The organism is Mumia sp. ZJ430 (assembly GCF_011751845.1).
Lineage (GTDB): Bacteria > Actinomycetota > Actinomycetes > Propionibacteriales > Nocardioidaceae > Mumia.
Map to the genome: position 1 here is coordinate 623,436 of NZ_JAAHFK010000004.1, position 24,716 is coordinate 648,151.

Below are 24,716 nucleotides of genomic sequence, written 5' to 3' on the forward strand. Positions count from 1 at the left end.
CTGTCTCCTGATCCGAGCACCTCTCTCGTCAGCTGGGACACTCGTCCTCCCAGCGCCTCACGACCGTCTTCGGTGCCTGCGACCGCCAGGCGTCCTCGATGACCTCGGCGAGCTCGTCGCGGGTGAGCTGACCGAGGTGCGCGAGCCGCAGCAGCACGGCGTTGTAGCCGTTGAAGTGGTCGGTCGTGAACCACGGCCCGTCGCCCTGGACGAACGCCAGCTTGTCACCCTCGTCGGGCACGCGGAAGACGAGGACGTCGGTCAGCCGCTCACCGGTCGCGGCGTCGAGCGCATCCGGGCGGGGCGAGCGGTAGCCGACGAAGAACTTCCTGCTCACCTGGTACGACGGCAGGCCGGCCCAGCCGGGCACCTTGGTCGTACGGGGGAGGGCGAGCGCGACCTCGTCGATGTCGGACTCGCGCGCCTTCCGTGAGCGTGCCATCGAACCTCCTCCGCGGGCGGACGAACGGGTCCCTCCATTCTCCGCCTGGTTCTGCCGGCAGGACGCAGGGAGCGACCTCAGCCCGCCGCGCGTACGGTCCCGGTGGCGGCGTCGTCCGCGCGGAGGACGCCCGTGGGGACGGCCCGGCGGAGCACCTCGCGGGCGGTCAACGCCATGGCCGCGAGGAGCAGGACCTCGCCGAGGTTCGTGACGATCGCGTTCGACGCGGCGACGGCGGCGACGACGAACATCTGCGCCGCGCCCGCGAGGATCCACGGCCACCGCGCCCGGCGGAGCACCATGACGCCGATGACGATCAAGGCGACGATGGTCGCGATCTCGGCGAACGGGGGAGCGCCGTCGAGGTGCTTGTAGCTGAGCACGCCGTCGGTCGTCACGGGCGTCAGGTGCATCCCGACCTCGCCGGAGAGGCCGAGCGCCACGATCACCGCGGTGAGCGCGCCCCAGATCGCAAGGCTGCGCCGTCCCTGGAAGCCGGCGACGCCCCACCGCTGGGCGACGCGTGCGGCGTACAGGACGAGGAGTGGGGTGAAGAGCGCGTGCATGAGGTAGCGCGGGTACGAGGCGGCCTCGAGCGCGGCGCTCTCGCCCCACGAGGCGCCAAAGGTCAGCAGCGTGTTGTCGTACGCCAGACCGACCGTGACGAGCAGCGGCAGGACGCTCTCGCGGATGCCCAGCGCCCAGCCGCGCCGTACGAGCACGACGAGGGCGACCACGAGGGAGAGGGACGCCAGCGTGTACGCGAGCAGGGCCCAGTTGTGGGGCTGCATGACCATGTCGACTCCGAGAGAGGGGGCGGGATGCTGTGCACTGTGTCACCCGCCACGGCCCGTCGTACGGGGGAGTCGCGAGTCGTTGCCGAATCGTGCTCCGCGCCCGTCTACCTCGGCAGCGTCAGGATCTCGGCTCCGTCGCTGGTGACGGCGATCGTGTGCTCGCTGTGCGCCGTACGGCAGCCCGTCGCGCTGCGGAGCGTCCACCCGTCGGCGTCGGTGACGAGATCGGCGGTGTCGGCCATGATCCACGGTTCCAGGGCGAGCAGCAGGCCGGGGCGCAGCTTGTAGCCGCGACCGGGCCGCCCGGTGTTTGCGATGTGCGGGTCCTGGTGCATCGTCGAGCCGACACCGTGACCGCCGAACTCGAGGTTGATGGGATAGCCCGCCTCACTGAGGACGGAGCCCATGGCGTGCGAGAGGTCGCCGACGCGCGCGCCGGGGCGGGCAGCGGCGATCCCGGCGGCCAGCGCGCGCTCGGTCGTCTCGATCATCGCGACGCTCTCCGCGGGCTTGGCCTCGCCGACCACGAAGCTGATCGCGGAGTCGGCGACGACTCCGCCCAGGGACACGGCAAGGTCGAGCGAGAGCAGATCGCCGTCGGCGAGCGTGTAGTCGTGCGGCAGCCCGTGCAGCACGGCGTCGTTGACGGAGGTGCAGATGTAGTGGCCGAACGGCCCCCGTCCGAAGGACGGCGCGTAGTCGACGTAGCAGGATTCTGCACCCGCCTCGAGGATCATCGCCTTGGCCCACCGGTCGACGTCCAGGAGGTTCGTGCCAACCGTGGCGCGGCCCTTGAGCGTCTGCAGGATGTGGGCGACCAGGGCACCCGTCTCCCGTGCTGCGGGCAGTCGGCTGGGGGTCAGGATCTCGATCATGCGTCGCCTCTCTCGTTCCCAATAACTATCCCGGTCATGTTATCCCGGTATTAGTATCGGACCCATGGTCAGGTTGCCGCTCACACCCGCAGAGGTCGAGCGCGGACAGCGCCTCGGTGCGCTCTTGCGTCGCGCGAGGGGCGAGCGCTCGATGCTCGCGACCGCGCTCGATGCCCGTGTCTCGCCGGAGACTCTCCGCAAGATCGAGTCGGGCCGCGTCGCGACCCCCGCTTTCTCGACGATCGCGGCGATCGCCGACGTCCTCGGACTCTCGCTGGATGCGGTGTGGGCCGAGATCAACCCACCCGCCCACGGCGCCGAAGCGACCGCGGACGATCGCCTCACACCGGAGCGGTCAGCGTCGTAGGCCGGCCCCGTCAGAGGAGCGACCGTACGGCTTCGATCGTGTCGGCGTCGTCGGGCCGCTTGTCGTCGCGGTAGCGCAGCACCCGCGCGAACCGCAGCGCGACACCGCCGGGATAGCGCGGCGAGCGCTGCACGCCGTCGAACGCGATCTCCACGACCTGCTCGGGCCGCAGCTGGACCACGTGGCTGTCGGTCGGTCCGTCGGCCAGCTCGGTGAACCGATCGGTCTGCCACGCCAGCATCTCGTCGGTCATCCCCTTGAACGTCTTGCCCAGCATCACGAACTCGCCGTCGGGATCGCGCGCGCCGAGGTGGATGTTGCTCAGCCAGCCCTTGCGGCGCCCCGACCCCCACTCGACGGCGAGCACGACGAGGTCGAGGGTGTGGCGCGGCTTGACCTTGACCCACGCCGCACCCCGGCGACCCGCGTCGTACGGGGCGTCGAGCGACTTCACGACCACGCCCTCGTAGCCGGACGCCACCGCATCGGCGAAGAACGCCTGCGCCTCCTCGGCGTCGGCCGTACGCAGCCTCGGCACGCCGAGGCCGGGCGCGACCCGCTCGAGCACGTCGAGCCGTTCGTGGAGCGGACGGTCGAGCAGGTCGTCGCCATCGGCGTGCAGCACGTCGAAGAACACCGGCGACAGCACCCGGACGTCCTCGCTGGAGCGCAGGTCGGGCGCGGCGTCACGGGGGTGGGTGGCGCCGAGTGACGCGATGTCCTGGAACGGCGCCGGCCGTCCGTCGCGCTCGACGATCAACGCCTCGCCGTCGAGGACGAGCGGGTCGGCCGCCAGCCCCCGTACGGTTTCGGCGATCTGCGGGACCCGCTCGGTGATGTCGTCGAGGCTGCGCGTGAAGACCCGGACGTCGTCGCCGACGCGGTGCACCTGGATGCGGATGCCGTCGAGCTTGGTGTCGACCGAGGCGGGCAGCGCGGGACCAACCTTGTCGAGGGCCTCGGCGACGTCCGGCGCCGACGAGGCGAGCATCGGGCGGACGGCGCGGCCGGGCTCCAGGCCTACAGCAGCGAGCGCCTCGACTCCGCCGGTCATCGCCGCGAGGGCGACGGGCGCGCTCGCCCCCTGCAGCATCGCGGCGCGGCGCACCGCAGTTGCCGGCACGTCGGCGGCCTCGGCCACGGCATCGAGCACGACCGAGTCGAGGGCACCCTGACGGACGTCGCCCGAGACCAGTCCCGCGAGGAAGCGCTGCTCGTCGGCCGTCGCGCGGGAGAACAGGGCGTACGCCGTCTCGGCGCGGGCGGTCTGCGATCCGGGACCGGCGAGCCCGGCCATCGTCTCGAACGCCGCGTCGGTCTCCTCGATCGTCAGGGTCGGCGCGTCCGCAGGAGGAGGGAGGTCGCGCAAGGACGCCCATCCCAGCCCCGTACGACGCTGGCGGAGCTCACCGGACAGGTAGGTCACGACGAGCGCGAGCACGCTCGGGTCCGTACGCCGCAGCAGCGCGGCGATCTCGGCCCGCTTCGCCAGGCGAGACCGCGTCGCGGCGACGGCGCGCGAGGTGTCGACGACCTCGGAGAGGAGCATGCGGCCCATTGTGCTGCGGACGGATGACACAATCGACCGCGTGAGTCCCGAACCCGCCGCCAGCCTCCCCACCCGCACCGACGTCCTCGTCGTCGGTGCCGGCCCCGCGGGATCCGCGGCCGCAGCGTGGGCGGCGCGGCACGGCCTCGATGTCGTCCTGGCCGACGCGGCGTACTTTCCCCGCGACAAGACGTGCGGCGACGGCCTCACCCCCCGCGCCATCGCCGAGCTGGAGAGACTTGACCTCGGACCCTGGGTCCGCCGCCACGGCATCAACCGCGGCCTGCGCGCTGCCGGGTTCGGCCAGACGCTGATGCTTCCCTGGCCGGGAGGCTCCCTCCCCGACTACGGCTCGGCCGTCCCGCGTACCGAGCTCGACGCCCATATCCGCGCCGCCGCCCTCGACGCCGGCGCCACGCCGCTCGACGGCGCCCGCGCGGTCGACGTGGTCCGTGACGGCGCACGCGTCAGCGAAGTCGTGTTCAAGACCGCGCGCGGCCCGCACCGCGTCGCCGCCGACCGCGTCGTCGTCGCCGACGGCGTCCGCTCCTCGCTGGGCCGCGTCCTCGGCCGCGAGTGGCACCGCGAGACCGCGTACGGGGTCGCGGCGCGGTCGTACGTGAAGTCCGCCCGCAGCGACGACCCGTGGATCTCCAGCCACCTCGAGCTGCGCGACGAGGACGGCGCCGTGCTCAGCGGCTACGGCTGGATCTTCCCGCTGGCCGACGGCGAGGTGAACCTCGGCGTGGGCACGCTCGCCACGTCCAAGCGCCCCGCGAACATCCAGCTGCGCCCGTTGATGGAGCACTACGCCCGCCTGCGTCGTACGGAGTGGGAGCTCGCCGACGAGCTGCGCGCCCCGACCTCCGCGCTCCTCCCGATGGGCGGCGCGGTCTCCGGCGTCGCAGGCGCCAACTGGGCGCTGATCGGTGACGCCGCCGGCTGCGTCAACCCTCTCAACGGCGAGGGCATCGACTACGGGCTCGAGACCGGGCGGCTCGTCGCCGAGCAGCTCGTCTCCGGCGCGGACCTCGCGGCGGCGTGGCCCGCCGAGCTGCGCGGCCACTACGGCGAGGCGTTCTCGATCGCGCGCCGGCTCGCGGGGCTGCTGACCGTGCCGGGCATCGTGACGTACGGCGGCCCGGTGGGCATGCGCTCGTACGCGCTGATGACGATCGCGCTGCGCCTCATGGGCAACCTCGTGACCGACGAGGACCGCGACGCCGTGGCCCGGCTGTGGCGCTGGGCGGGGCGCATGTCGGTGCGGCTCGACCGACGGACCCCGTTCGCGTGAGCGACGACGGGGGAGCGGCGCCCGCGCATGACGGCGCGGTCCGCTACGCCTCTCGCGGCTCGACGCACTTCGACGTCATCCTCGCCGCGTTCTGCGTGGTGCTCGTGGTGTCCAACGTCGTCGCGACCAAGGGCATCGAGATCGGCTCGGGCGCCTGGAGCGTCGGCAGCCTGCAGCTGTGGCCAGTGATCACCGACGGCGGGGCGTTCCTGTTCCCGCTGGCGTACGTGCTCGGTGACGTCATCTCGGAGGTGTACGGGTTCCGGGCAGCGCGCCGCGCGATCGTGACGGGGTTCGCGATGGCGATCATCGCGTCGGTGACGTTCTGGGTGGTGCAGCATGCGCCTGCCGCGTCGTTCTACGAGAACCAGGGCGCATACGAGGCGGTGCTTGGGTTCGTCCCGCAGATCGTGCTCGCGAGCCTCGCGGGATACGTCGTGGGCCAGCTCCTCAACAGCGTGGTGCTCGTGCGGATGAAGGCGCGTACGGCCGAGCGCGGGCTGTTCGCGCGGCTCGCGACCTCGACCGGCGTCGGCGAGCTCGCGGACACGCTGATCTTCTGCGCCATCGCCGCGTCGGTCATCGGGATCACGACGTGGGGCCAGTTCTGGAACTACGCGGTCGTCGGGTTCGTCTACAAGGTCGGCGTCGAGCTGCTGGTGATGCCGGTGACGATGCTCGTGATCGGCTGGCTGAAGTCGCGCGAGCCCACGTACTGGCGCTGACCGTCCCGTCCCGTCCCCGATTCGGGCAGTTCTGCACGGAAACGGGCGGCCCGTTGGGTGGAGAACTGCCCGAATCGCGGACGCGGCCTCAGCCCCGTCGCGCGTAGTAGCGGCCGAGGAACTCCGCCTTGAAGTCCGCGTACGTCCCGTCCTCGATCGAGGCGCGGATCCGGTCCACGAGCCGCACGATGAAGCGCTCGTTGTGGATCGTCACCAGCGTCGCGGCGTTGTACTCCTTGGCCTTGAACAGGTGGTGCAGGTACGCCTCGGTGTAGTGCGCGCACGTGTAGCAGTCGCACTCCGCGTCGATCGGCACGAACGAGCGGCGCGACGCCGCGACCGCGAGGTTGCGCTGGCCGTCGTGCGTGTAGACGCGGCTCGAGCGCGCGACCCGCGACGGGCTCACGCAGTCGAACGTGTCGGCGCCGTTCTCGATCCCGGTGAACAGGTCGTCCGGCTCACCGATCCCGAGCAGGTGCCGCGGCTTGTCCTCGGGCAGCTCGTCGCACACCCAGCCGACGATCGTGCCGAGCTGCTCCTTCTCGAGCGCGCCGCCGATGCCGTAGCCGTCGAACCCTGGGCCGTCGGACCCGAGCTCGACCAGCCCCTGCGCCGACCGCCGCCGCAGATCCTCGTACTGCGCGCCCTGTACGACGCCGAACAACGCCTGGTACGGCTTGCCCGTACGCGCGATCGTCAGCTTCTCGTGCTCGGCCACGCACCGTACGGCCCATGCCTGGGTCCGCTCGACGGAGCGCTCCTGATATTCGCGGGTGTTCATCAGCGTCGTGCACTCGTCGAACGCGAAGATGATGTCCGCGCCGAGCTGGTGCTGGATCTGCATCGACACCTCAGGGGTGAAGCGGTGCTTGGACCCGTCGAGGTGGCTCTTGAACGTGACGCCCTCGTCGTCGATGTGCGCGAGGCGCTCCTTGCCGTCGGCGATGACGTCGTCTGCCCTACGGCCGGCTGTGTCCATCGCGAGCACCTTGCGGAAACCGGCGCCCAGCGACAGCACCTGGAAGCCACCGGAGTCGGTGAACGTCGGCCCCGGCCAGTTCATGAACGCCCCCAGCCCGCCGGCCTCGTCGACGATGTCGGCGCCCGGTTGGAGGTAGAGGTGGTACGCGTTCGCCAGCAGCGCCTGCGACCCGAGGTCGGCCATCGTCTCGGGCAGCACTGCCTTCACGGTGGCCTTGGTCCCGACCGGGATGAACGCAGGGGTCTGGATCTCCCCGTGCGGGGTCGAGATCACGCCGGTACGGCCCTGGGCGCCGTCGACGGAGTCGGCGAGGCGCTCGGACACGGAGAAGGAGAAGGTCACCGGTCCATCCAACCAGGTGTGTCCGCGGGTCCGGCGAGCCGGAGCGACGTCATCCGTCGACCGAGGGGGCGGTCGTCTCCGCCTGGGGTGCGGGCTGCTCGGGCTGGCCGAGACCCTCGCCGTCCCTGCCCGGAGAGGGTGTCGGATCGGCGGGTTCGGTGGTCGGCGGGGCCGACGGGGACGGCGTCACGGTCGGCTCCTCGGCCTTCGGCGACGGCGTCGACTCGGGCTCGGGGGTCGGTGTGGGGGACGAGGGTGAGTCGCTGGGGGACTGCTCCTCGCTGGGACTCTCGTCGCGGTCCTGCTGGTCCGAGTCGGAGCCGCCGGAGTCGCCGGAGTCCGAGCCGCCCGAGCGGACGTTGCTAAAGGTCGTCCCGGGCTTTTCGCTGGACCCGATCGGGTGCCCGGCGACCTTCTCGTACGCCCAGATCCCGCCGAGGGCGAGGACGAGACTGACGACGGTGGCGATGGCTGCGGCGCGCCATGAGATCAGTCGCTTGGGTGCGTCGTCGCCCTGGGTCGTGCGGTCCGCGTCACCGGCACCGGCCGTGCCCTCTGCCTCGGCCTCCGCGAGCGCCTCGGCCGCGTCGGGCGCCGTCGGCAGGATCGCCGTCCCCCGGCCGCCGTCGGCGGCGCGGTTCGCCAGCGCGGCGCGCGTGGTCAGCCGCGCGGCCTCGGCGAGACGCCGGCTCTTGCGGAGGGAGTTGGTGTAGACCGTGCCCGCGACCGTGGCCACGACCGAGCCGACCGCTGCGCCGATGAGGGTCCCGGCGACACCGAGCCACGAGCCGGCGACGGCGGCCGTCATGGCGGCGAGAGCGCCACCGACGACCTGGCTCGACGAGACACCCGACAGGACACGGGTGTTTTCGTCAATCTCCTCGTTCTTCTGGGCCGTCATGCAGCCTTTCGGGGTTCGGGGTTCGGGGTGGTCGAGAGGCGGCGGGAACGTACGGAGGGGGCCCGTCGCCAACCTTCGACGGTAACGGGAAGGTCACACTGGCCCAAGTGAGGTCGAGCACAGCGTCGCGAGGCTACGGTGAAGCCATGACCCCCTCGCTCGAGCCGACCACGACCACGCCGACACCTGTCGTGCTCGATGTCGACACGGGCGTCGACGATGCGCTGGCGCTGATGTTCGCCGTCCGTAGCCCCGACCTGGACGTCCGGGCGATCAGCTGCGTCGCTGGCAACGCCGACGTCGACCAGGTGGTCGCCAACACCTTCGCCGTCCTCGACGCGCTCGACGCCCCCGCCATCCCGGTCGGTCGCGGCGCCGAGCGCCCGCTCGTCGAGCCGGCGCGCGACGCCCGGCACATCCACGGCGCGGACGCGATGGGCGACCAGGGTCTGCCGGACTCGAGCCGCGAGCCCGCCGACGGGGGCGCCATCGACGTGATGCGCCGGGCGATCCTCGAGTCGCCCGAGCCGGTCACCCTGGTCCCGCTCGCGCCGATGACGAACGTCGCGCTGCTGCTGCGGGCGTACCCCGAGGTCCGCGACAACCTGGCCGGCATCGTCCTCATGGGCGGTGCGGTCGACGGCGGCAACGCGACCGCAGTGGCGGAGTTCAACGTGTGGCACGACCCCGAGGCCGCGGCGATCGTCCTGGCCGCCGGCGTACCGGTGACGATGTACGGGCTGGACGTCTTCACGCAGGTCGTGGTCGAGGCCAAGACGTACGAGGTCCTGCGCGGCGACCCCGACCCCGCGGTCGCGCTCGCCGGGCGGCTGCTCGCGCACTCGCACGACGTGATCCGCGCCGACCCGCGGGTCGGCCACGGCGGGCTGATCGGCGACGCGGGCGCGGCGTGCGTGGTCGCGCGGCCCGACCTCGTGACCGTACGACGGTGGCCGGTGCACGTCGAGCTCGCGCCCGGACGGTCCCGGGGGCAGACGGTCGTGGACCGCCGGTACGTCCTCGGTGAGGATGCCGTCCACGGCGTGGAGTCGCTCGGTCACCTCGTCGATGTCGCGGTCGAGATCGATGCCGCGCGGGCGAGCGACCTCTTCCTCACGACGATCTGCGCCGGGCCGGGCGCATCGCAGGTCGACGACACGGCACGGGCGGTCCAGCGGTGAACGACCTCGGCGACGTGCGGCGAGTCGGCACCGTCGTCGTGGTCGGCTCGCTCAACGTCGACCTCGTGACGACGGTGGCGCGGCACCCCGAACCCGGCGAGACCGTCCTCGGCGGAGACCTTGTCCGCCTGCGCGGCGGCAAGGGCGCCAACCAGGCGCTCGCCGCGCGTCGGGCCGGCGCGTCGGTCGCGATGATCGGGCGCGTGGGTGACGACGCCGACGGTCGGGCATACCGGGCCGCGATGTCCGACGCCGGTGTCGACGTCACGCACCTCCACCTCACTCCCGCTGCGCCGACGGGCACCGCACTGATCGTCGTCGACGAGGCGGGCGAGAACTCGATCGTCGTCGCCCCGGGAGCCAACGCCCGCCTCGACGCCGCGGACGTCGAGGCGGCGCGGGAGATGATCGCGACCGCCGACGTCGTGCTCGTGCAGCTCGAGATCGCCGACGAGGCCGTACGGGCGGTGGCCGGCGTCGCCGCGCGGGCCGGGACGCGGCTGGTCGTCAACGCCTCGCCCGTACGGGATCTGCCCGCCGAGGTGCTGCGTCAGGCCGATCCGGTGGTCCTCAACGAGCACGAGGCCGCGGCGTACGGGCTCGCGACCGGCGGCGACGCGGTCTGCGTGACGCTCGGTGGTCGCGGCGCCACGTGGGGAGAGGCGACCGCGACGCCACCACCGGTGCTTCCGGTGGACACGACGGGCGCCGGCGACGCGTTCGCCGGGGCGCTGGCAGCCGCTCTCGCGGCCCGCGTACCGCGCGAGGAGGCGCTGCGTGCGGCGGTGGACGCAGGCGCTGAGGCGACGACCTGGCCCGGCGCCCAGCCCGTGTGATTCTTCTCCCCAGGCACCGGTCGTCCCCAGGCGCGGCGCGCGTCCCCGATCGTGTCGGCCTTCGCTTCTAGGGTGGGACCCGGATCTCAAACCCCGGGAGGTGCGCATGCGATTCGTCGCGACGGCAGACTGGCAGCTCGGCATGACGGCGCACTACCTCGACGACGAGGCGCGCCCCCGCTTTCAGCAGGCCCGTCTCGACGCGGTCCGACGCATCGGCGCGGTCGCCGAGGAGCGCGGTGCCGCGTTCGTGGTCGTGTGCGGTGACGTCTTCGAGTCCAACCAGCTCGACCGTGCGATCGTCGCCCGTACGTTCGAGGTCCTGCGCTCGTTCACGGTGCCGGTGGTGCTGCTCCCAGGCAACCACGACCCCCTCGACGCCGCGTCGATCTACGACTCCCAGGCCTTCCGAGATCGTGTGCCCGATCACGTCCACGTGCTGCGCGACAGTGCGCCCTACGCGGTGGTCGAGGGGGTCGAGATCGTCGGCGCCCCCTGGTTCAGCAAGCACCCGACACGCGACCTGGTGGCGGACGCGTGCGCGGGGCTGCTCCCTGCGCCCGAGGGGCTCGTACGGGTCGTCGCCGGACACGGCGCCGCCAGCACGCTCAACCCTGATCGCGACGCGCTCGCGGCGATCGAGGTCCCTGCGCTCCTCAAGGCTCTCGACACCGGCTGTGTGCACGTGGCCGTGCTGGGCGACCGGCACTCGACCACCGAGGTCGAGGACCGCATCTGGTACGCAGGTGCGCCCGAGGTCACCTCGCGCCGCGAGAGCGACCCCGGCAACGTCCTCGTCATCGATGTGGACGCCTCCTCGGGGGCGCTCACGGTCGAGCGCGAGCACGTCGGCCGGTGGCGGTTCGAGGTCGTGGACGCGCCGTTGTCGTCGCGCGACGACGTCGACATGCTGGCCGAGCGGCTGCAAGAGATGCCCGACAAGGAGCGAACGGCGGTCTGGCTGACCCTGAGCGGCACGCTGTCCACCGCAGAGATGGCCCACCTCGAGGGCGTGCTGGAGGAGGCGAGCGACCTCTTCGCGCGCCTCGACGCCTGGGAGCGTCACACCGATCTCGCGGTCCTCCCCGACGGCCACGACTTCGCCGACCTCGGCCTGAGCGGCTTCGCGCAGGAGGCCCTCGACGAGCTCGTCGAGGGCGCTACGTCCGGCGAGGCGGGCGCCACGGTCGCGCAAGACGCGCTGGGCCTCCTCTATCGACTTGCGGGTGCTGGTCGATGAGACTCGTGCGGGTGACGCTCCGCAACTTCCGGGGCGTCGAGGAGTCGACCGTTCGTTTCGGTGACGGCGTGACGGTCGTCGTCGGTCCCAACGAGGTCGGCAAGTCGTCGATCGCCGAGGCGATCCGGTTGCTGCGCACGGCCAAGTCGAGCTCGCGCAGCCAGTCGGTGCGCGACGTGAAGCCCGCGGGCCGCGACGTCGGGCCCGAGGCCGAGGTCGAGCTGCGGACCGGTCCGTACGACCTCGTCTACCGCAAGCGCTGGCTCAAGTCCCCGATGACCGAGCTCGAGGTGCGTGCCCCTCTGCGGGAGCAGCGCAGCGGCGACGAGGCTCACCAGCGCTTCAGCGCCCTCCTCGAGGAGACAGTCGACGTCGACCTGTGGGAGGCACTCGAGGTTCTGCAGGGCGCCTCGCTCGACCAGCCCGCACTGGCCCGCATCTCGTCGCTGCACCGCGCCCTGGACGACTCGGCCGGAGCGACAGGTGATCACGACGCGCTGATGAGCGCCGTCATGACCGAGTACGAGAAGTTCTTCACGGCGACGGGCAAGCCACGCGGCGACTACGCCCAGTCTGCCGCCGAGATCCTCGACCGCGAGGCCCAGCTTGTCGCGCTGCAGTCCCGCAGCGCCGAGATGGACCGTTACGTCGAGGACCACACCGCCAACGAGCAGGAGCACGCACGGCTCTCGACCCTGTCGATCGATGCCGACGCGCGGCTCCACCGCGCCGAGGAGGCGGTCCGCGCGGTCGATGCGCTGCGCGACGGGCTGCGTCGTGCCGAGGAGGCTGTCGAGGTCGCGGAGCGCGCCCACGGGCACGCCATGCGGGCGCGTGACGAGCGGCGGGTTCTCGTGACGGAGGAGGCCGACCGGTCTGACGCGGCGCAGACGCTGGGCGCGCGCCTCGGCGAGGTGACGTCCGCCCACCGGGAGTCCCGTGGGCGCGAGGAGGAGTCACGACTCCAAGCCACCGCCGCCACGACCCGAGCTCACGAGGCGCGCCGCGCGGCAGACGACGCCGCGGCCGCCCTTGCACGCCACCGCGACAGGGTCGAGCGGGACGCGCTCGCCCAGCGGGTCCGCCGTGCCCAGGAGGCCACGCGCGACCGGGCGCAGGCGCGTGCTGAGCACGATCCGCTTCGTGTCGACGACGCCTCCCTCGCGCGCCTGACCGACCTGGCGACCGACCTGCAGGTCGCCGAGGGTGCGCGAGAGGCGGCCGCTGCCGCGCTCGTCGTCCGCCCCCTGGGAGGGCAGCCCGTCCTCGTCGACGGCAGCGCGATCGGAGCGGAGCCTTACGAGGGCGCCGTCCTCGACGAGGTTCTGGTCGCCGTCGAGGGAGTCGTCGAGGTCCTCGTACGACCGGGCACACCACCAGCCGATCTCGACCGGCGCGTCACGCAGGCGCGTGAGGCGTTCGAGGCCGCGCTGCGCGAGGCCGACGTCGACTCGCTCGCCGCGGCACGGTCGGCCCACGAGCGTCGCCGTGACGTGGCAGCGAGACTCGCTGCCGCCGACGCCTCGCTGCGCGAGGCACTCGACGGAGCCGCGCTCGACGATCTTGAGACGCGGCTCGCCACGCTCGACAGCCGCAACCGGCACGCCACCGACGAGGACGCCGCGGAGGCCTCGACGAGTCGTGAGGACGGGCACGCTCCGCTCGACCGCGACGCGCTCGAAGTCGCCCACGACGCTGCCCGACGCGCCGCAGATGACGCCGACCGGGAGGCGACGTCGTCCAGGGCCGACCACGACCACGCCCGCGAGGCCCTGGCAGCGGCCGCCGAGGCGTCGGTGCGTGCTCGCCAGGAGCGGGAGAGCGCCGAGCACGAGCACGAGCGGGCAGCCGCCCGCCTTGCGGCGGCCCGCTCCGGGAGCAGCGACGGTTCGCTCGAGCATGGTGTCGTCGCGGCCGCGGAGTCACGCGACGCCGCCGCTGTCACCGCGACCTCGGCGCGTGCCGCGTTCGAGGGGGCCTCGCCCGAGACCCTCGACATGGAGCTCACCAACGCCCGTGAGCTCGTCGAGAGCGTCGACCGCGACCTCACCCGGACCGACAAGCGCCGCGTCGAGCTGCAGACACTCCTCGACGACCGCGCGACCGAGGGCATCCACGACCGGCGCGTCGACGTGGAGGCCGCCCTCGAGGTTGCGCGCGCCACGTGGCAGCGGCTCGATCGTGCCGCCCAGGCAGTCGCCCTGCTCAAGGAGACGCTCGTGCGCCGGCGCGACGACGCCCAGCGCCACTACGTTGCTCCCTTCAAGCACCGCATCGATCGGCTCGGCAAGGTCGTGTTCGGCGCCGACTTCGAGGTCGAGGTCAGCACCGACCTCGCGATCGAGACCCGCACGCTGGGTGGCCGTACGGTCCCGTTCACGTCGTTGTCGGGCGGCGCCAAGGAGCAGCTGGCGCTCCTCGGCCGGCTCGCCTGCGCCCAGCTCGTGGACGTCGACGAGGGCGCGCCCGTCATCCTCGACGACACGCTCGGCTTCTCCGATCCTGCGCGGCTGGAGCGTCTCGCGGTCGTGCTCAACGATGTCGGCCGTACCGCGCAGGTGGTGATCCTCACGTGCCAGCCTCGCCGGTTCGAGTCCGTGGGCGGCGCGCGCACCGAGCGGCTCGTCGCTCGGTGACGCCCCGCCACTACTCGTTCGCCAGCACCTGGCGAATCCCCGCGCCGCAGGGGGCGACGTTCGACGCGGTCGCCGACCTGGAGCACTACGCGCTGTGGTGGCCGCAGGTGCGGCACGTCGTCGGCATCGACGACGACACCGCCCGAGTCGCCGTGCGCTCGCTCCTCCCGTACACGCTGCACCTCACGCTGCACCGCACGCGAGTCGACGCGCGCGCCGGTCACCTCCTCGCGGAGATCGCCGGCGACCTCGACGGGTGGGCGAGCTGGAGGCTGCACACCGACGGCGGGGAGACCCTCTTGCGCTACTCCCAAGAGGTCGTCACCACCGAGCCCTGGATGAACGCCGCAGGCATCGTCCTGTCACCCGTGTTCCGCCTGAACCACGCTGTGATGATGCGCGACGGTGCCGACGGGCTCACGCGACACCTCATGTCCTGACGATCTCGCGGTCACCTAGAGTGGCCGTCGAGCACGCGTGCCCACCGACCTCGACCGGAGGAGATTTCCCCGTGCACCGAGCGACACAAGTCGCCCTCACCCTCGCCGCGCTCACCCTGACCGGGTGCTCGTCGGCGGCTCAGCTGACCGGCACCGCGACGACGTCGTCGCCCGAGCCGCCTGGCCAGTCCCGAAGCGCCGAGCTCCCGATCAAGGGCGTGTCGACCAAGCTGCCCAAGGTCGGTGACGAGATGCGCGCGTTCCGCAGCCCGACCGGCAACATCGTGTGCCGTCTCGACGAGCGCAGCGCCCGTTGTGACATTAAGGACTTCTCCTACGAGCCACCGCCGCGTCCCGACGGGTGCGGCAAGGGTTGGGGCGGCACGCTCCTCGTCACCGCCGAGGGGGCGGAGTTCACGTGCCGCGTCGCCACGCTGGCCGGCAAGTCGCCCGAGCTCGGCTACGGTCGTTCGACGATCGTCGGCGATGTCGGATGCACCAGCGCGCAGACCGGAGTCACCTGCGTCCATCTCGAGTCGGAGCGCGGCTTCACGGTGTCCCGCGAACGCACCGGCACCTTCTGACCGTACGGGCAGACGTCCGCAGACAAGAGGACCCGACGTAGGCGCCATCGCTGGCGCCGACGTCGGGTCCTCTGTCAGCTCCGCGCCTAGAGCGTGCCCGACTCGCGCCCGGCCGTAGGGACGGTCGCGTACGGGTCGGCCGCCGCGACCCGGTCCTCCTTCGACTTCGGACGGAAACGCTCCTCCAGCAGGAGAGCGATCGGCGAGGCGACGAAGATCGTCGCCAGGGTGCCGAGCGTCAGACCGAGCAGCAGCGCGATCGCGAACGGCTGCAGAGACGCGCCGCCGAGAATGGCGAGCGCCGCGAGGATGAACATCGCGCCGAGGCCGGTGTTCACCGTACGCGGGATGGTCTGCATGATCGCGTCGTTGAACGTCTTGCGCAGGCTGGAGCCTTCGCGGTGTTCGCGGAGGTTCTCTCGGATCCGGTCGAAGACGACGATCGTGTCGTTGACCGCCAGACCGATGATCGACAGGATCGCCGCGAGGAACACCCCGTCGACCGGCTCACCGACCCACGCGAAGATGCCGACGACCGCGGTGACCACCGACGCGAGCGACAGGACGGCGGCCGTGGCGAACGTCCACCGGAACCGCACCGCGAGATACACCATCTGCGCCGCGAGCGCGATGATGAAGGCGATGATCGCCTGGTTGCGCAGCTCCTCGCCGAGGCTCGGGCCGATCAGCTCGTCACGGTCCTTCGTGACCGGGCCCGCGGCCTCGTCGAGCGCCTCCTCGATGGTGGCGGCCTCGTCGTCGGTGATCTGGTCCGTACGGACGGTGATGTTGTCCTGGTCGCCGGACTCGCCGCTCGACTCCTGGACGACCGCACCGGGGAACCCGGCGTCAGAGACGACCTCACGGGCTTCGTCGGCCGAGATCGCCTTGGTCACCTGGAAGTCGAGGATGCGACCGCCGGTGAACTCGACGCCGAGGTTGAGACCCTGCGTGACGATGCCGGTGACGGCCAGGACCAGCCCGACGACCGTGACCACGATCCACGTCCCGGCCTTGCGCATGAGGAACGGACCCTTGGTGACGAGCCACTCACGAAGGCGCCCCGTCCCGGCGAGGCCCGTGATCGCGGGCCGGTTCTTGGCGAAGGAGCGGCGCACCGCCCAGTCGGTGAGGACACGGGCGATGACCAGGGCGGAGACCATCGACGCGATGGTTCCGATGGACAGCGTGACGCCGAAGCCCTTCACGGGTCCGCTGGCCAGGAAGAACAGCAGGCCTGCCGCGATGAGCGTCGTGACGTTGGAGTCGAGGATCGCCGACCAGGCCTTGTTGTAGCCGGTGTCGAGGGCGCGGCTGAGGCCGTCGCCGCGCCGGCGCGCGTACTCCTCTCTCGCACGTTCGAACACCAGCACGTTGGCATCGATCGCCAGACCGATCGCGAGCACGAAGCCCGCCAGGCCGGGCAGTGTCAACGTCGCGCCGAGCCAAAGGAGCATCGCGTACGACATGAGGGCGTACGAGCCGAGCGCGATGCTCGCCATGAAGCCCATGAGGCGGTAGACGAAGACGATGAAGATCGCGGTGAGGATGACACCGATGATCGCGGCCTCGAACGACGCCTCGATGGCGGCGTCGCCGAGGGTGGCGCCGACAGTGCGCTGCTCGATGACCTCGACCGGCACGGGGAGCGCGCCGCCCTCGATGAGGATGGCGAGGTCCTTGGCGGTCTGGGAGGTGAAGTCACCGGTGATGCTGGTGGTGGAGCCGGCACCGGCGCACAGCGACGGCTGGACCTGCGGCGAGGAGATGACCTCGTTGTCGAGCATGATGGCGATCCGCTGGCCGCCGGCGGTGTTGGCGCACGCGTCCTGGACGAGCTTCTGCCAGCCCGGGGTGCCTTCCTTGTTGAACTTGACGTTGACGACCCACTGCAGGGACTGCTGCTCCTGCTCGGACTTCGCGCTCGTCACGCCGTTGCCGTCGAGCTCCTGCGGGCCGACGATGATCGGGTTGCCGTCCTCGTCGTTGACGACGGTCTGGCCCTCGGTCGACTCCGTGCCCTCGGGCGCGGGACCGATGACGTTGTGGAAGGTCAGCTGCGCGGTCTGGCCGATGACGTCGGCCGCCTTGCGGGGGTCCTGGACGCCGGGCAGCTCGACGATGATGCGGCGCTCGCCGGAGCGGGCGAGTGTCGGCTCGGAGACACCGAGGGCGTCGACGCGGCCGCGCAGGACCTCGAGCGCGCGGTCGGTGGACTCGGAGTCTGCCTTGGTGCGCTCGCTGTCCTGGGTCTCGAGGACGATCTGGGTGCCGCCTCGCAGGTCGAGGCCGAGGCGCGGAGAGAAGTTGAGGGCGATGACCGCCGAGATGACGAGGACGGCGAGCGCCGCGACCGCACGCCACAGTGGCGCGCGGGAATCGGGTCGTGACACGAGAGTGCTCCGGGATTCTGGAGAAGACGATCGCACCGAGGTGCGCGAGGACGGATCGAGGAGGAGCCGTCAGCGCGGGGGAGCGCGACCGAGGACCCCGCCTGGCGCCACGGAAGGTGCGCCCGTAGACGGCGACCCGCTGGGCTCCTCGAGGGCGCCCCCACCGGGGAGGTCGGCCGACGCAGGGAGCGCCGCCAGCTCGGGTCCGAGCCCGGACTTCTCGTGGTGGGCGCGGGTCGCGACGTCGATCTTGTGGATCGCGGCCTTCCAGACCGTCAGCCGGGGCTCCGTGGGGCGTACGTCGGTGGACGAGGTCGCGTGGCTGCGGATGCTGGACGCCGAGGCTGTGCCGCCCAGCATGAGGAGAAGTCCCGAAAGCGCTGCCGCCACCATGACGGCAGGCAGACGCGGGACGTTCCTCAGCATGCGTGCAGTCTAGCGTGACGGACGTGGCTCCCGGCCTGCTTCGCGCGAGGCGGCCGCGCAGGTCAACGCGGGTCAGGAGAGGTCGGCCAGCGCCGTGCCGATCGCTCGGTGGAACGTCGGATAGGCCCAGATCGTACGGACCAGCTCGGACAGGGGCACCTGTGCGTGGACGGCGACCGACAGCGCGCCGAGGATCTCACCGCCCGCGGGCCCGACCGAGGTGGCCCCGACGAGGACCCGTCGTTCGGCATCGGCGACCAGCTTGATCAGGCCGCGGTTGCCCGGACCGTACGTCGCGCCTCGCGACGACGCGGCGAGGTCCGCGCTCCCCGTCCGCACGGCGAGCCCCCGCCGTCGCGCCTGCGCCTCGGTGAGCCCGACAGCGCCGACCTCGGGGTCGGTGAATGTGACGCGGGGCAGCGCGCGGTACGAGGCACCTGGCCCGGACTGCCCGGTGATGGCTGCGACGGCGATCGCGGACTGGTACATCGACACGTGCGTGAACCCGCCCCGCCCGGTGACGTCGCCGATCGCCCACAGCCCGTCGACCGGCCTGCTGTCGGCGAGGACTCGCTGATGCTCGTCGGTGGAGAGGTAGCCGTGCTGCGTCGGGACCCCCACGACGTCCAGGCCCAGCCGGTCGGTGTTGGGCGTGCGGCCGGTCGAGACGAGGAGCCGCTGCCCGTCGAGCGTCGCGCCGTCGTCGAGCGTGACGGCGAAGCGCTCCGCGTCATGGCGTACGGACGTGACGCGGCTGCCCATACGGAAGGTCACACCGTCCTCGGCGAGTGCGGCCGCGACGAGCGCACTCGCCTCCGGCTCCTCGTGAGCGAGGACGCGGTCGGCGCCCTCGAGGATGGTGACCGTCGTGCCGTACCGGGCGTACGCCTGAGCCAGCTCGAGCCCGACCGCGCCCCCGCCGAGGACGAGCAGCGAGGTGGGTTGGTCGGGGCTGCGCAGGAGGTCGCGGTTGGTCCAGTACGGGGTGTCCGCGAGTCCGTCGATCTCCGGCACCGTCGGCCGCGTGCCGACGTCCAGGAGGATCCCGCGTCGGGCGGTGAAGGTCCGGTCGTCCACGCGGACACGCCGGGAACCGACGACCGTGCCCCTGCCGCGGACGAGCCTCACGCCCTGATCCTGGAGGCGCTTGACCGCCGCGGAGTCGTCCCAGTCGGCCGTGATCTCGCGGACGCGGGCGTACGCGAGGGCGAACTCGGGCACCACGCTCACCTCGCCTGCGGCCTCGTCGGCGCGGCGGGCGTCGGCAAGGAGATCGGCGGAGCGGAGGAGGGTCTTGGAGGGGATGCAGCCGTAGTACGGGCACTCGCCGCCGACGAGAGCGGCCTCGACGGCGACGACCTGGAGCCCGGCGCGGGCGAGCGCTCCGGCCGCCGCCTCACCGCCTGGTCCGGTGCCGAGAATGACGACGTCGGTGACGATGTCGCCTGCAGCGGTGTCTGCGTCCATGACGAGAGCATCGCCCACCACGCACGATCGCGCAGGCCAAGCGCGGGAGGAAGTTGTGCGCCGGGCTGGGAAGCGCCTCACGGCGCGTGGCCGCTCGTAGCGGCTAATTTTGGGACCCGGGGCTACCGCAGCCCGACGCGAGCACCAGCCTAACTCAGGTCTCCACGTCGTTCATGTGCAGCGGCGAGCTGGAGCGCGCCGGCCGTGTCGACCAGCCGAGAGGCGCTGAGTGCATCGTCGTGGTCGGTGGTGTCGAGCGACGCGCGACCGATGCCGACGAGCCTGGCGAACGCCGCCGCGCGGTCGAACGTGTCGGCCAGATCGCTGGTCACGACGCCGCGGACGACGGCGTCGACGAGCGCGACGACCTCTTGTGGGCCGGGTGGGTCGACGACTCCTGCGACGACCTCGTCGACGGGGGAGTGGGCCTTGCCGGCGTCGAACTCGCGCGCAGCCCGGACCGGGTCGCGGCGTACCCAGGTCCGGAGGACGTAGAGCCGCCACAGCGCGCCCGCGAGCGAGTCGGCGGGTGCCCCTGACCACAGCTCGGCAAGGAGGTCGAGCCCGTGCTCGTCGGCGAGGGCGAGCACACGCTCGGTCGTCTCGTGGTCACCGGCTGAGCGCGCGCCGCGGACGAGGAGGTGGGCCATGCGGGCACCGGCCTCAGCGCGTGCTGCAGGGTCCTCGTCGCCCGCGCGGGCGTCGAAGAGCTCCGATCCGGAGACCAACGGCTTCTTGAATTCAGCCATCGGGCCAGCGTAGTGGCGCGGACTGACGACGTGCCGTTGAACTCAGGTCGCGAGCGTGCGGCGTGCCTCGGCCAGCGCCGGGGCCGTCAGGGCGACCTGCCACGGTCGGGCGCCACGCTCCCTCAGGAACGCGGCGATGGCCTCGGGATCGGCGCCCCCCATGTCGTCCCAGGCCATACGGCGGACGAGATCGGGGGTGAGGAGGTTCTCGGAAGGCAGGTCGTGGCGTTCGGCGATCTCGGTGAGCACAGTCCGGTACGCGGCGAGCCGTGCCGCGGCGTCGGGCTTGCGTTCGGGCCACGACCTCGGCGGCGGCGGTCCGTCGACGTCGTTGCCCGCCGCCGTCGGGAGGTCGCGCTCCGCGAGGTCGCGGGCCTGCGCCACGGCGGCCTCCCACGTGTCGAGGTAGCGTCGCGCGCCACGGCTGCGCATGGCCTCGAGGTCGCGGAGCTCTTGACGGCTCTGCGGGAGCGACCGGGCGATGGCGATGATCGCGGCGTCGTTGAGGATCCTGCCCGGCGTCACGTCGCGCTCACGGGCGATCGCATCGCGTGCCTCCCAGAGCGCGCGCACGACGGCGAGCCGTCGCCCACCTCGTACCTTGTGGATCCCTGACGTGCGTCGCCACGGCTCGGTGCGTACGGCAGGTCCGGTGAAGGCGAGCAGCGCCTCGAACTCCTCGTGCGCCCACGCGAGCTTGCCGGCCTGCTCGAGGCGGGACTCGAGGGCGTCGCGGAGCCCGACCAGCGGCTCGACGTCGAGCGCCGCGTACAGCAGCCACGGCTCGGGCAGGGGGCGTCGGGACCAGTCCGCCGCCGAGTGCTCCTTAGCCAGGCTCATGCCGAAGACCTCTTGGACCAGCGACGCGAGCCCGACGCGGGAGAGGTTGAGGAGTCGGCCGGCGAGCTCGGTGTCGAACAGCGACCGGGGACGGAGCCCGACCTCGGCGAGGGAGGGCAGGTCCTGGGTCGCGGCGTGGAGGATCCACTCAGCCGGGGCGATCGCCTCGTCGAGGGCGCTCAGGTCGGCGAACGCGGTCGGGTCGACCAGCGCGGTGCCGGCACCCTCCCGGCGCAGCTGGATGAGGTATGCCCGCTGGGAGTAGCGGTAGCCCGAAGCGCGCTCGGCGTCGATGGCGACCGGACCGGTGCCGCGGCGCAGCGCCTCCAGGGTGCGGTCCAGGCTCTCGGTGTCGTCGATCACGCCAGGGAGCGGATCGCGCAGCTCGAGGGGTGGCAGGACCACCTCCTCCGCGGGTGCGGACTCGGCATCAGTCACCGGCGGGGCCGCCCTTCACGGCCACGCCGGGGCAGCGTGAGCACCCCCGGCGCGAGCGGCGGCAGCCCGGCAACGGTGCACAGCAGCTCGCTCCAGGCCTCGGCGTGGGCGGCGAGCCCGGCTCCGCGCCCGAACAGCGGGGTCCACGAGGCGCGGATCTCGAGCTGTGCGGTGGAGCCGTCCTCCTCCATCCCTCCGAAGCCTTCGGACCGGACGGTCGTCACGCTGCCGCTCGGCGCCACGTACGAGGCGGACTTGGCGGCCAGCGCCTCGACGAGCCAGCTCCAGCCGACCTCCGGAAGCACCGGGTCGCTCGCCATCTCGGCATCCACGTCCGCGCGGGCGAAGGTCACGAGGCGGAAGGTGCCCTGCCACGCGTCGTTGCCCGCCGGGTCGTGGAGCAGGACGAGCCGCCCGGTGCCGATCTCGTCACCGGAAGCGTGAACGTCGCCGCTCTGTGCGAACGCGTACGGCGCGATCCTGCGGGGGGCGGGAAGCGGCTCGCAGAGCACCTCTGGGCGAAGTGCGGCGTCGCGCAGTTGGGCGACAGCATCAACGAACTCCGACGGCTGACCGTCGAGCTCGGTACGCGCTGCCATGTCCCCAGCCTATGCGCGATCCCGCCGACCTGAGGCGGCGACGCGCCGTGCGACCTGCGAGGATCAAGTCGTGAGCGCAGCGCAGAAGAAGGACGTCCCCACGACCCCGGACACGACGAAGGACGGTGCGACGAAGGACGGTGCAAAGAACGCCGCGACCCCTGTGACCAGCACGTTCCTCGCGGCGTGCCGGGGAGAGAAGGTCGACCACGTCCCCGTGTGGTTCATGCGCCAGGCGGGTCGCTCGCTGCCGGAGTACCGCAAGCTCCGCGAGGGTGTGCCGATGCTCGAGTCGTGCACGCGCCCCGAGATGGTCGTCGAGATCACGATGCAGCCGGTGCGGCGCTACGGCGTCGACGCGGCGATCTTCTACTCCGACATCGTCGTGCCGCTCAAGGCGATCGGCGTCGACCTCGACATCGTGGCCGGCACCGGCCCGGTCGTGGCCAAGCCGATCCGTACGGTCAAGGACGTCGAGAAGCAGCTGCGTGACCTCACGCCCGAGGACGTGCCGTACGTGACCGAATCCGTACGCGGTCTCGTCTCCGAGCTCGGGACGACGCCGCTCATCGGCTTCGCAGGCGCCCCGTTCACGCTGGCCTCGTATCTCATCGAGGGCGGACCGTCGCGTGACCATCGGCTCACCAAGGAGCTGATGTACCGCGACCGCGACACCTGGGACGCCCTCCTCGGCCGCCTCGCCACGATCGCCGCGACGTTCCTGCGCGTGCAGGTGAAGGCGGGTGCGAAGGCCGTCCAGCTGTTCGACTCGTGGGCCGGATCGCTGTCGCGCGAGGACTACGTGACGTACGTCAAGCCGTACTCCAAGCGGGTGCTCGACGCGGTCTCCGACCTCGACGTGCCGCGGATCCACTTCGGCGTCGGCACGGGCGAGCTGCTTGGGGAGATGGGCGACGCGGGTGCTGACGTGGTCGGTGTCGACTGGCGGGTCTCGCTCGACGATGCGGTGGAGCGGGTCGGGAAGACGCGCTCCCTCCAGGGCAACCTCGACCCCACCGTCCTCTTCGCGCCCGAGGACGTGATGCGCGCCAAGGCGACGGCCGTGCTCGACGCCGGGCGCAAGGCGCGCGGCCACGTGTTCAACCTCGGGCACGGGGTCCTCCCCGCGACCGACCCGGACGCGTTGAAGCGGTTGGTCGACCATGTCCACGCGTACGAGGTCCGCTGAGGTAGGCGCGATGAGAGGTCCGGTCCACGTCGTCGTCGTCGGGGGCGGCATCGCCGGGATCACGGCTGCGCGTGCCGTGGTCGACCGGCTTCCCGACGCTCAGGTCAGCATCTTGGAGGCGTCCGAGCGGGTCGGTGGCAAGCTCGCCTCCGCCGAGGTCGCCGGCATCTCGGTCGACGTCGGCGCCGAGTCGATGCTCAACCGGCGCCCGGAGGCAGTCGGGCTCGCGCGTGAGGCAGGCCTCGCGGAGTCGCTGGTCCACCCCGAGCCTGTGAGCGCCTCGTTGTGGACGCGCGGCGCCCTGCGTCCGCTCCCGCCGTCGGTGATGGGCGTCCCCAGCGACATGACGGCGCTGGCGCGCAGCCGCGTCCTGTCGGCGCCGGCGCTGCTGCGCGCCCGTACCGACCTGCCGCTCCCGACGCCGGCCCAGGACGTGTCCGTGGCCGCGTACGTGGGTCATCGCCTCGGTCGCGAGGTCGTCGACGTGCTCGTGGAGCCGCTGCTCGGCGGTGTCTATGCCGGGCACGCGTCGGAGCTGTCCGTACGCGCTGCCGCTCCCGCGATCTGGGCCTTGCACGAGCGCGGATCGCGGCTCGCGCGCGCTGCGTCGGAGCAGAAGGCGTCCGCTCCCGCAGACCTCCCGCCGGTCTTCGCGGGCCTGGACGGCGGGCTGTGGCAGCTGCCGGTCGCCGCCGTCCGCCATCCGCGCGTGAACGTACGGACCGGCGAGACCGTCCGTGAGGCCAGCCCGCTGGGCCATGGCCGCTGGCGGCTGGTCGTCGGCCCCGCCAACCGACCCTGGATCCTCGAGGCCGACGCGCTCGTGCTGGCGACCCCCGCGGCGCCGACGGCACGTCTTGTCGCGCCGACCACTCCTGTCGCAGCCAGGCTGATGCGTGAGATCGAGTACGCGTCGATGGCCATCGTGACGCTGGCGGTGCCGCGCGAGCAGATCGCGGCGGAGGCAACGACGTCGGGCTTCCTCGTCCCGCCGGTCGAGGGGCGCGCGATCAAGGCCGCGACCTTCTCGTCGTGGAAGTGGGGCTGGCTGGCCAAGCGGGCCGGCGACGTCGTCGTCCTCCGGGCCTCGCTGGGCCGGGCGGGGGAGGAGCACGTGCTCCAGCGCGACGACGCCGACCTCGTCGCGCTGGCGGTCGGTGATCTCGGCGACGCCGTCGGTCTGCGTGGCCCGCTCGCCGACGCGCACGTGCAACGGTGGGGCGGCGGGCTGCCTCAGTACACGGTGGGCCATCTCACTCGTGTCGCCCAGATCGCGACCGAGATCGCCGCGACGCCGGGGTTGGAGGTCTGCGGCGCCGCGTACGAGGGAGTCGGGATCCCAGCGGTGATCGCGTCCGCGCGCGCGGCGGCCGACCGGGTCTGCGACCACCTGGAGGGCCCGTCGGGGCGCGGGGCACAATGAG

At 72.1% G+C, this 24,716-nt stretch carries 23 protein-coding genes; 11 read left to right on the forward strand and 12 right to left on the reverse strand.

Features of this window, described 5'->3' with window-relative positions:
* Positions 1 to 28 precede the first annotated feature (28 nt).
* From HCT63_RS19150 to map, 3 genes are all read right to left on the reverse strand, one after another.
* Positions 29 to 442 carry an MmcQ/YjbR family DNA-binding protein gene (locus tag HCT63_RS19150; RefSeq protein WP_167008657.1) on the reverse strand — a complete coding sequence of 138 codons (414 nt, stop codon included), beginning with the start codon at positions 440 to 442 and terminating at the stop codon, positions 29 to 31.
* Positions 443 to 519: 77 nt separating this feature from the next.
* The gene (locus tag HCT63_RS19155) at positions 520 to 1,239 is read right to left on the reverse strand and encodes a hypothetical protein (RefSeq protein ID WP_167008660.1); all 720 of its coding nucleotides are present in this window, start codon (positions 1,237 to 1,239) and stop codon (positions 520 to 522) included.
* Positions 1,240 to 1,343: 104 nt separating this feature from the next.
* Positions 1,344 to 2,114, reverse strand: a complete 771-nt coding sequence (gene map, locus HCT63_RS19160; RefSeq protein ID WP_167008663.1) for a type I methionyl aminopeptidase — start codon at positions 2,112 to 2,114, stop codon at positions 1,344 to 1,346.
* A 64-nt stretch (positions 2,115 to 2,178) separates the two neighbouring features.
* Between map and HCT63_RS19165 the strand changes: the two genes are divergently transcribed.
* Positions 2,179 to 2,481 (forward strand): helix-turn-helix transcriptional regulator, encoded by a 303-nt coding sequence (locus HCT63_RS19165; protein WP_167008667.1) that lies wholly within the window; start codon positions 2,179 to 2,181, stop codon positions 2,479 to 2,481.
* Positions 2,482 to 2,491: 10 nt separating this feature from the next.
* Here HCT63_RS19165 and HCT63_RS19170 read toward each other — a convergent pair whose 3' ends face one another.
* Positions 2,492 to 4,030 (reverse strand): ATP-dependent DNA ligase, encoded by a 1,539-nt coding sequence (locus tag HCT63_RS19170; RefSeq protein WP_167008670.1) that lies wholly within the window; start codon positions 4,028 to 4,030, stop codon positions 2,492 to 2,494.
* Positions 4,031 to 4,070: 40 nt separating this feature from the next.
* Here HCT63_RS19170 and HCT63_RS19175 point away from each other — a divergent pair, with 40 nt between their 5' ends.
* Together HCT63_RS19175 and HCT63_RS19180 are read left to right on the forward strand one after the other, a co-directional pair.
* The gene (locus HCT63_RS19175; RefSeq protein ID WP_243843127.1) at positions 4,071 to 5,324 is read left to right on the forward strand and encodes a geranylgeranyl reductase family protein; all 1,254 of its coding nucleotides are present in this window, start codon (positions 4,071 to 4,073) and stop codon (positions 5,322 to 5,324) included.
* The gene (locus HCT63_RS19180) at positions 5,321 to 6,049 is read left to right on the forward strand and encodes a queuosine precursor transporter (RefSeq protein ID WP_167008676.1); all 729 of its coding nucleotides are present in this window, start codon (positions 5,321 to 5,323) and stop codon (positions 6,047 to 6,049) included. The genes HCT63_RS19175 and HCT63_RS19180 overlap by 4 nt, the downstream gene beginning before the upstream one ends.
* 88 nt (positions 6,050 to 6,137) lie before the next feature.
* Here the strand turns inward: HCT63_RS19180 and tgt are convergent, their stop codons facing one another.
* Both tgt and HCT63_RS19190 read right to left on the reverse strand, forming a co-directional pair.
* Positions 6,138 to 7,373 (reverse strand): tRNA guanosine(34) transglycosylase Tgt, encoded by a 1,236-nt coding sequence (gene tgt / locus HCT63_RS19185; protein WP_167008680.1) that lies wholly within the window; start codon positions 7,371 to 7,373, stop codon positions 6,138 to 6,140.
* Between the two features lie 49 nt (positions 7,374 to 7,422).
* Positions 7,423 to 8,274 (reverse strand): hypothetical protein, encoded by an 852-nt coding sequence (locus HCT63_RS19190; protein WP_167008683.1) that lies wholly within the window; start codon positions 8,272 to 8,274, stop codon positions 7,423 to 7,425.
* Positions 8,275 to 8,420: 146 nt separating this feature from the next.
* Between HCT63_RS19190 and HCT63_RS19195 the strand changes: the two genes are divergently transcribed.
* The 6 genes from HCT63_RS19195 (at position 8,421) to HCT63_RS19220 (ending at position 15,191) form a co-directional block, all read left to right on the forward strand.
* On the forward strand, positions 8,421 to 9,455 hold the full coding sequence (locus HCT63_RS19195; protein ID WP_167008686.1) for a nucleoside hydrolase: 1,035 nt from the start codon (positions 8,421 to 8,423) through the stop codon (positions 9,453 to 9,455).
* Complete coding sequence (locus HCT63_RS19200; protein WP_243843128.1) at positions 9,452 to 10,291, forward strand: ribokinase; 840 nt, start codon at positions 9,452 to 9,454, stop codon at positions 10,289 to 10,291. Before HCT63_RS19195 ends, HCT63_RS19200 begins: the two co-directional genes overlap by 4 nt.
* A gap of 106 nt (positions 10,292 to 10,397) precedes the next feature.
* Positions 10,398 to 11,531 (forward strand): metallophosphoesterase, encoded by a 1,134-nt coding sequence (locus HCT63_RS19205; RefSeq protein WP_167008689.1) that lies wholly within the window; start codon positions 10,398 to 10,400, stop codon positions 11,529 to 11,531.
* A gap of 11 nt (positions 11,532 to 11,542) precedes the next feature.
* Positions 11,543 to 14,167, forward strand: a complete 2,625-nt coding sequence (locus HCT63_RS19210; RefSeq protein ID WP_167008692.1) for an ATP-binding protein — start codon at positions 11,543 to 11,545, stop codon at positions 14,165 to 14,167.
* Entirely contained in the window at positions 14,164 to 14,607 is a 444-nt protein-coding gene (locus tag HCT63_RS19215; protein WP_167008695.1) for an SRPBCC family protein, read from the forward strand. The genes HCT63_RS19210 and HCT63_RS19215 overlap by 4 nt, the downstream gene beginning before the upstream one ends.
* 71 nt (positions 14,608 to 14,678) lie before the next feature.
* Positions 14,679 to 15,191: a hypothetical protein gene (locus tag HCT63_RS19220; protein WP_167008698.1), complete on the forward strand. Its 513-nt coding sequence runs from the start codon at positions 14,679 to 14,681 to the stop codon at positions 15,189 to 15,191.
* Between the two features lie 86 nt (positions 15,192 to 15,277).
* On the opposite strand, the gene secD is transcribed toward HCT63_RS19220, so the two are convergent.
* From secD to HCT63_RS19250, 6 genes are all read right to left on the reverse strand, one after another.
* On the reverse strand, positions 15,278 to 17,584 hold the full coding sequence (secD, locus tag HCT63_RS19225) for a protein translocase subunit SecD (protein WP_167008701.1): 2,307 nt from the start codon (positions 17,582 to 17,584) through the stop codon (positions 15,278 to 15,280).
* Positions 17,585 to 17,653: 69 nt separating this feature from the next.
* Entirely contained in the window at positions 17,654 to 18,010 is a 357-nt protein-coding gene (locus HCT63_RS19230; RefSeq protein WP_167008704.1) for a hypothetical protein, read from the reverse strand.
* Positions 18,011 to 18,082: 72 nt separating this feature from the next.
* Positions 18,083 to 19,477 (reverse strand): NAD(P)/FAD-dependent oxidoreductase, encoded by a 1,395-nt coding sequence (locus HCT63_RS19235; RefSeq protein WP_167008707.1) that lies wholly within the window; start codon positions 19,475 to 19,477, stop codon positions 18,083 to 18,085.
* Between the two features lie 149 nt (positions 19,478 to 19,626).
* The gene (locus HCT63_RS19240) at positions 19,627 to 20,226 is read right to left on the reverse strand and encodes a hypothetical protein (protein WP_167008710.1); all 600 of its coding nucleotides are present in this window, start codon (positions 20,224 to 20,226) and stop codon (positions 19,627 to 19,629) included.
* A 42-nt stretch (positions 20,227 to 20,268) separates the two neighbouring features.
* A complete protein-coding gene (locus tag HCT63_RS19245; RefSeq protein WP_167008713.1) occupies positions 20,269 to 21,504 on the reverse strand; it encodes a ribonuclease D in 1,236 nt (411 codons plus the stop codon).
* The gene (locus tag HCT63_RS19250) at positions 21,501 to 22,103 is read right to left on the reverse strand and encodes a DUF3000 domain-containing protein (protein ID WP_167008716.1); all 603 of its coding nucleotides are present in this window, start codon (positions 22,101 to 22,103) and stop codon (positions 21,501 to 21,503) included. The genes HCT63_RS19245 and HCT63_RS19250 overlap by 4 nt, the downstream gene beginning before the upstream one ends.
* 163 nt (positions 22,104 to 22,266) lie before the next feature.
* On the opposite strand from HCT63_RS19250, the gene hemE reads away from it, so the two are divergent.
* Positions 22,267 to 23,292, forward strand: coding sequence for a uroporphyrinogen decarboxylase (hemE, locus tag HCT63_RS19255; RefSeq protein ID WP_243843153.1), 1,026 nt, complete (start codon positions 22,267 to 22,269; stop codon positions 23,290 to 23,292).
* 10 nt (positions 23,293 to 23,302) lie between these two features.
* Complete coding sequence (gene hemG / locus HCT63_RS19260) at positions 23,303 to 24,715, forward strand: protoporphyrinogen oxidase (RefSeq protein ID WP_167008722.1); 1,413 nt, start codon at positions 23,303 to 23,305, stop codon at positions 24,713 to 24,715.
* Position 24,716: the final 1 nt, after the last annotated feature.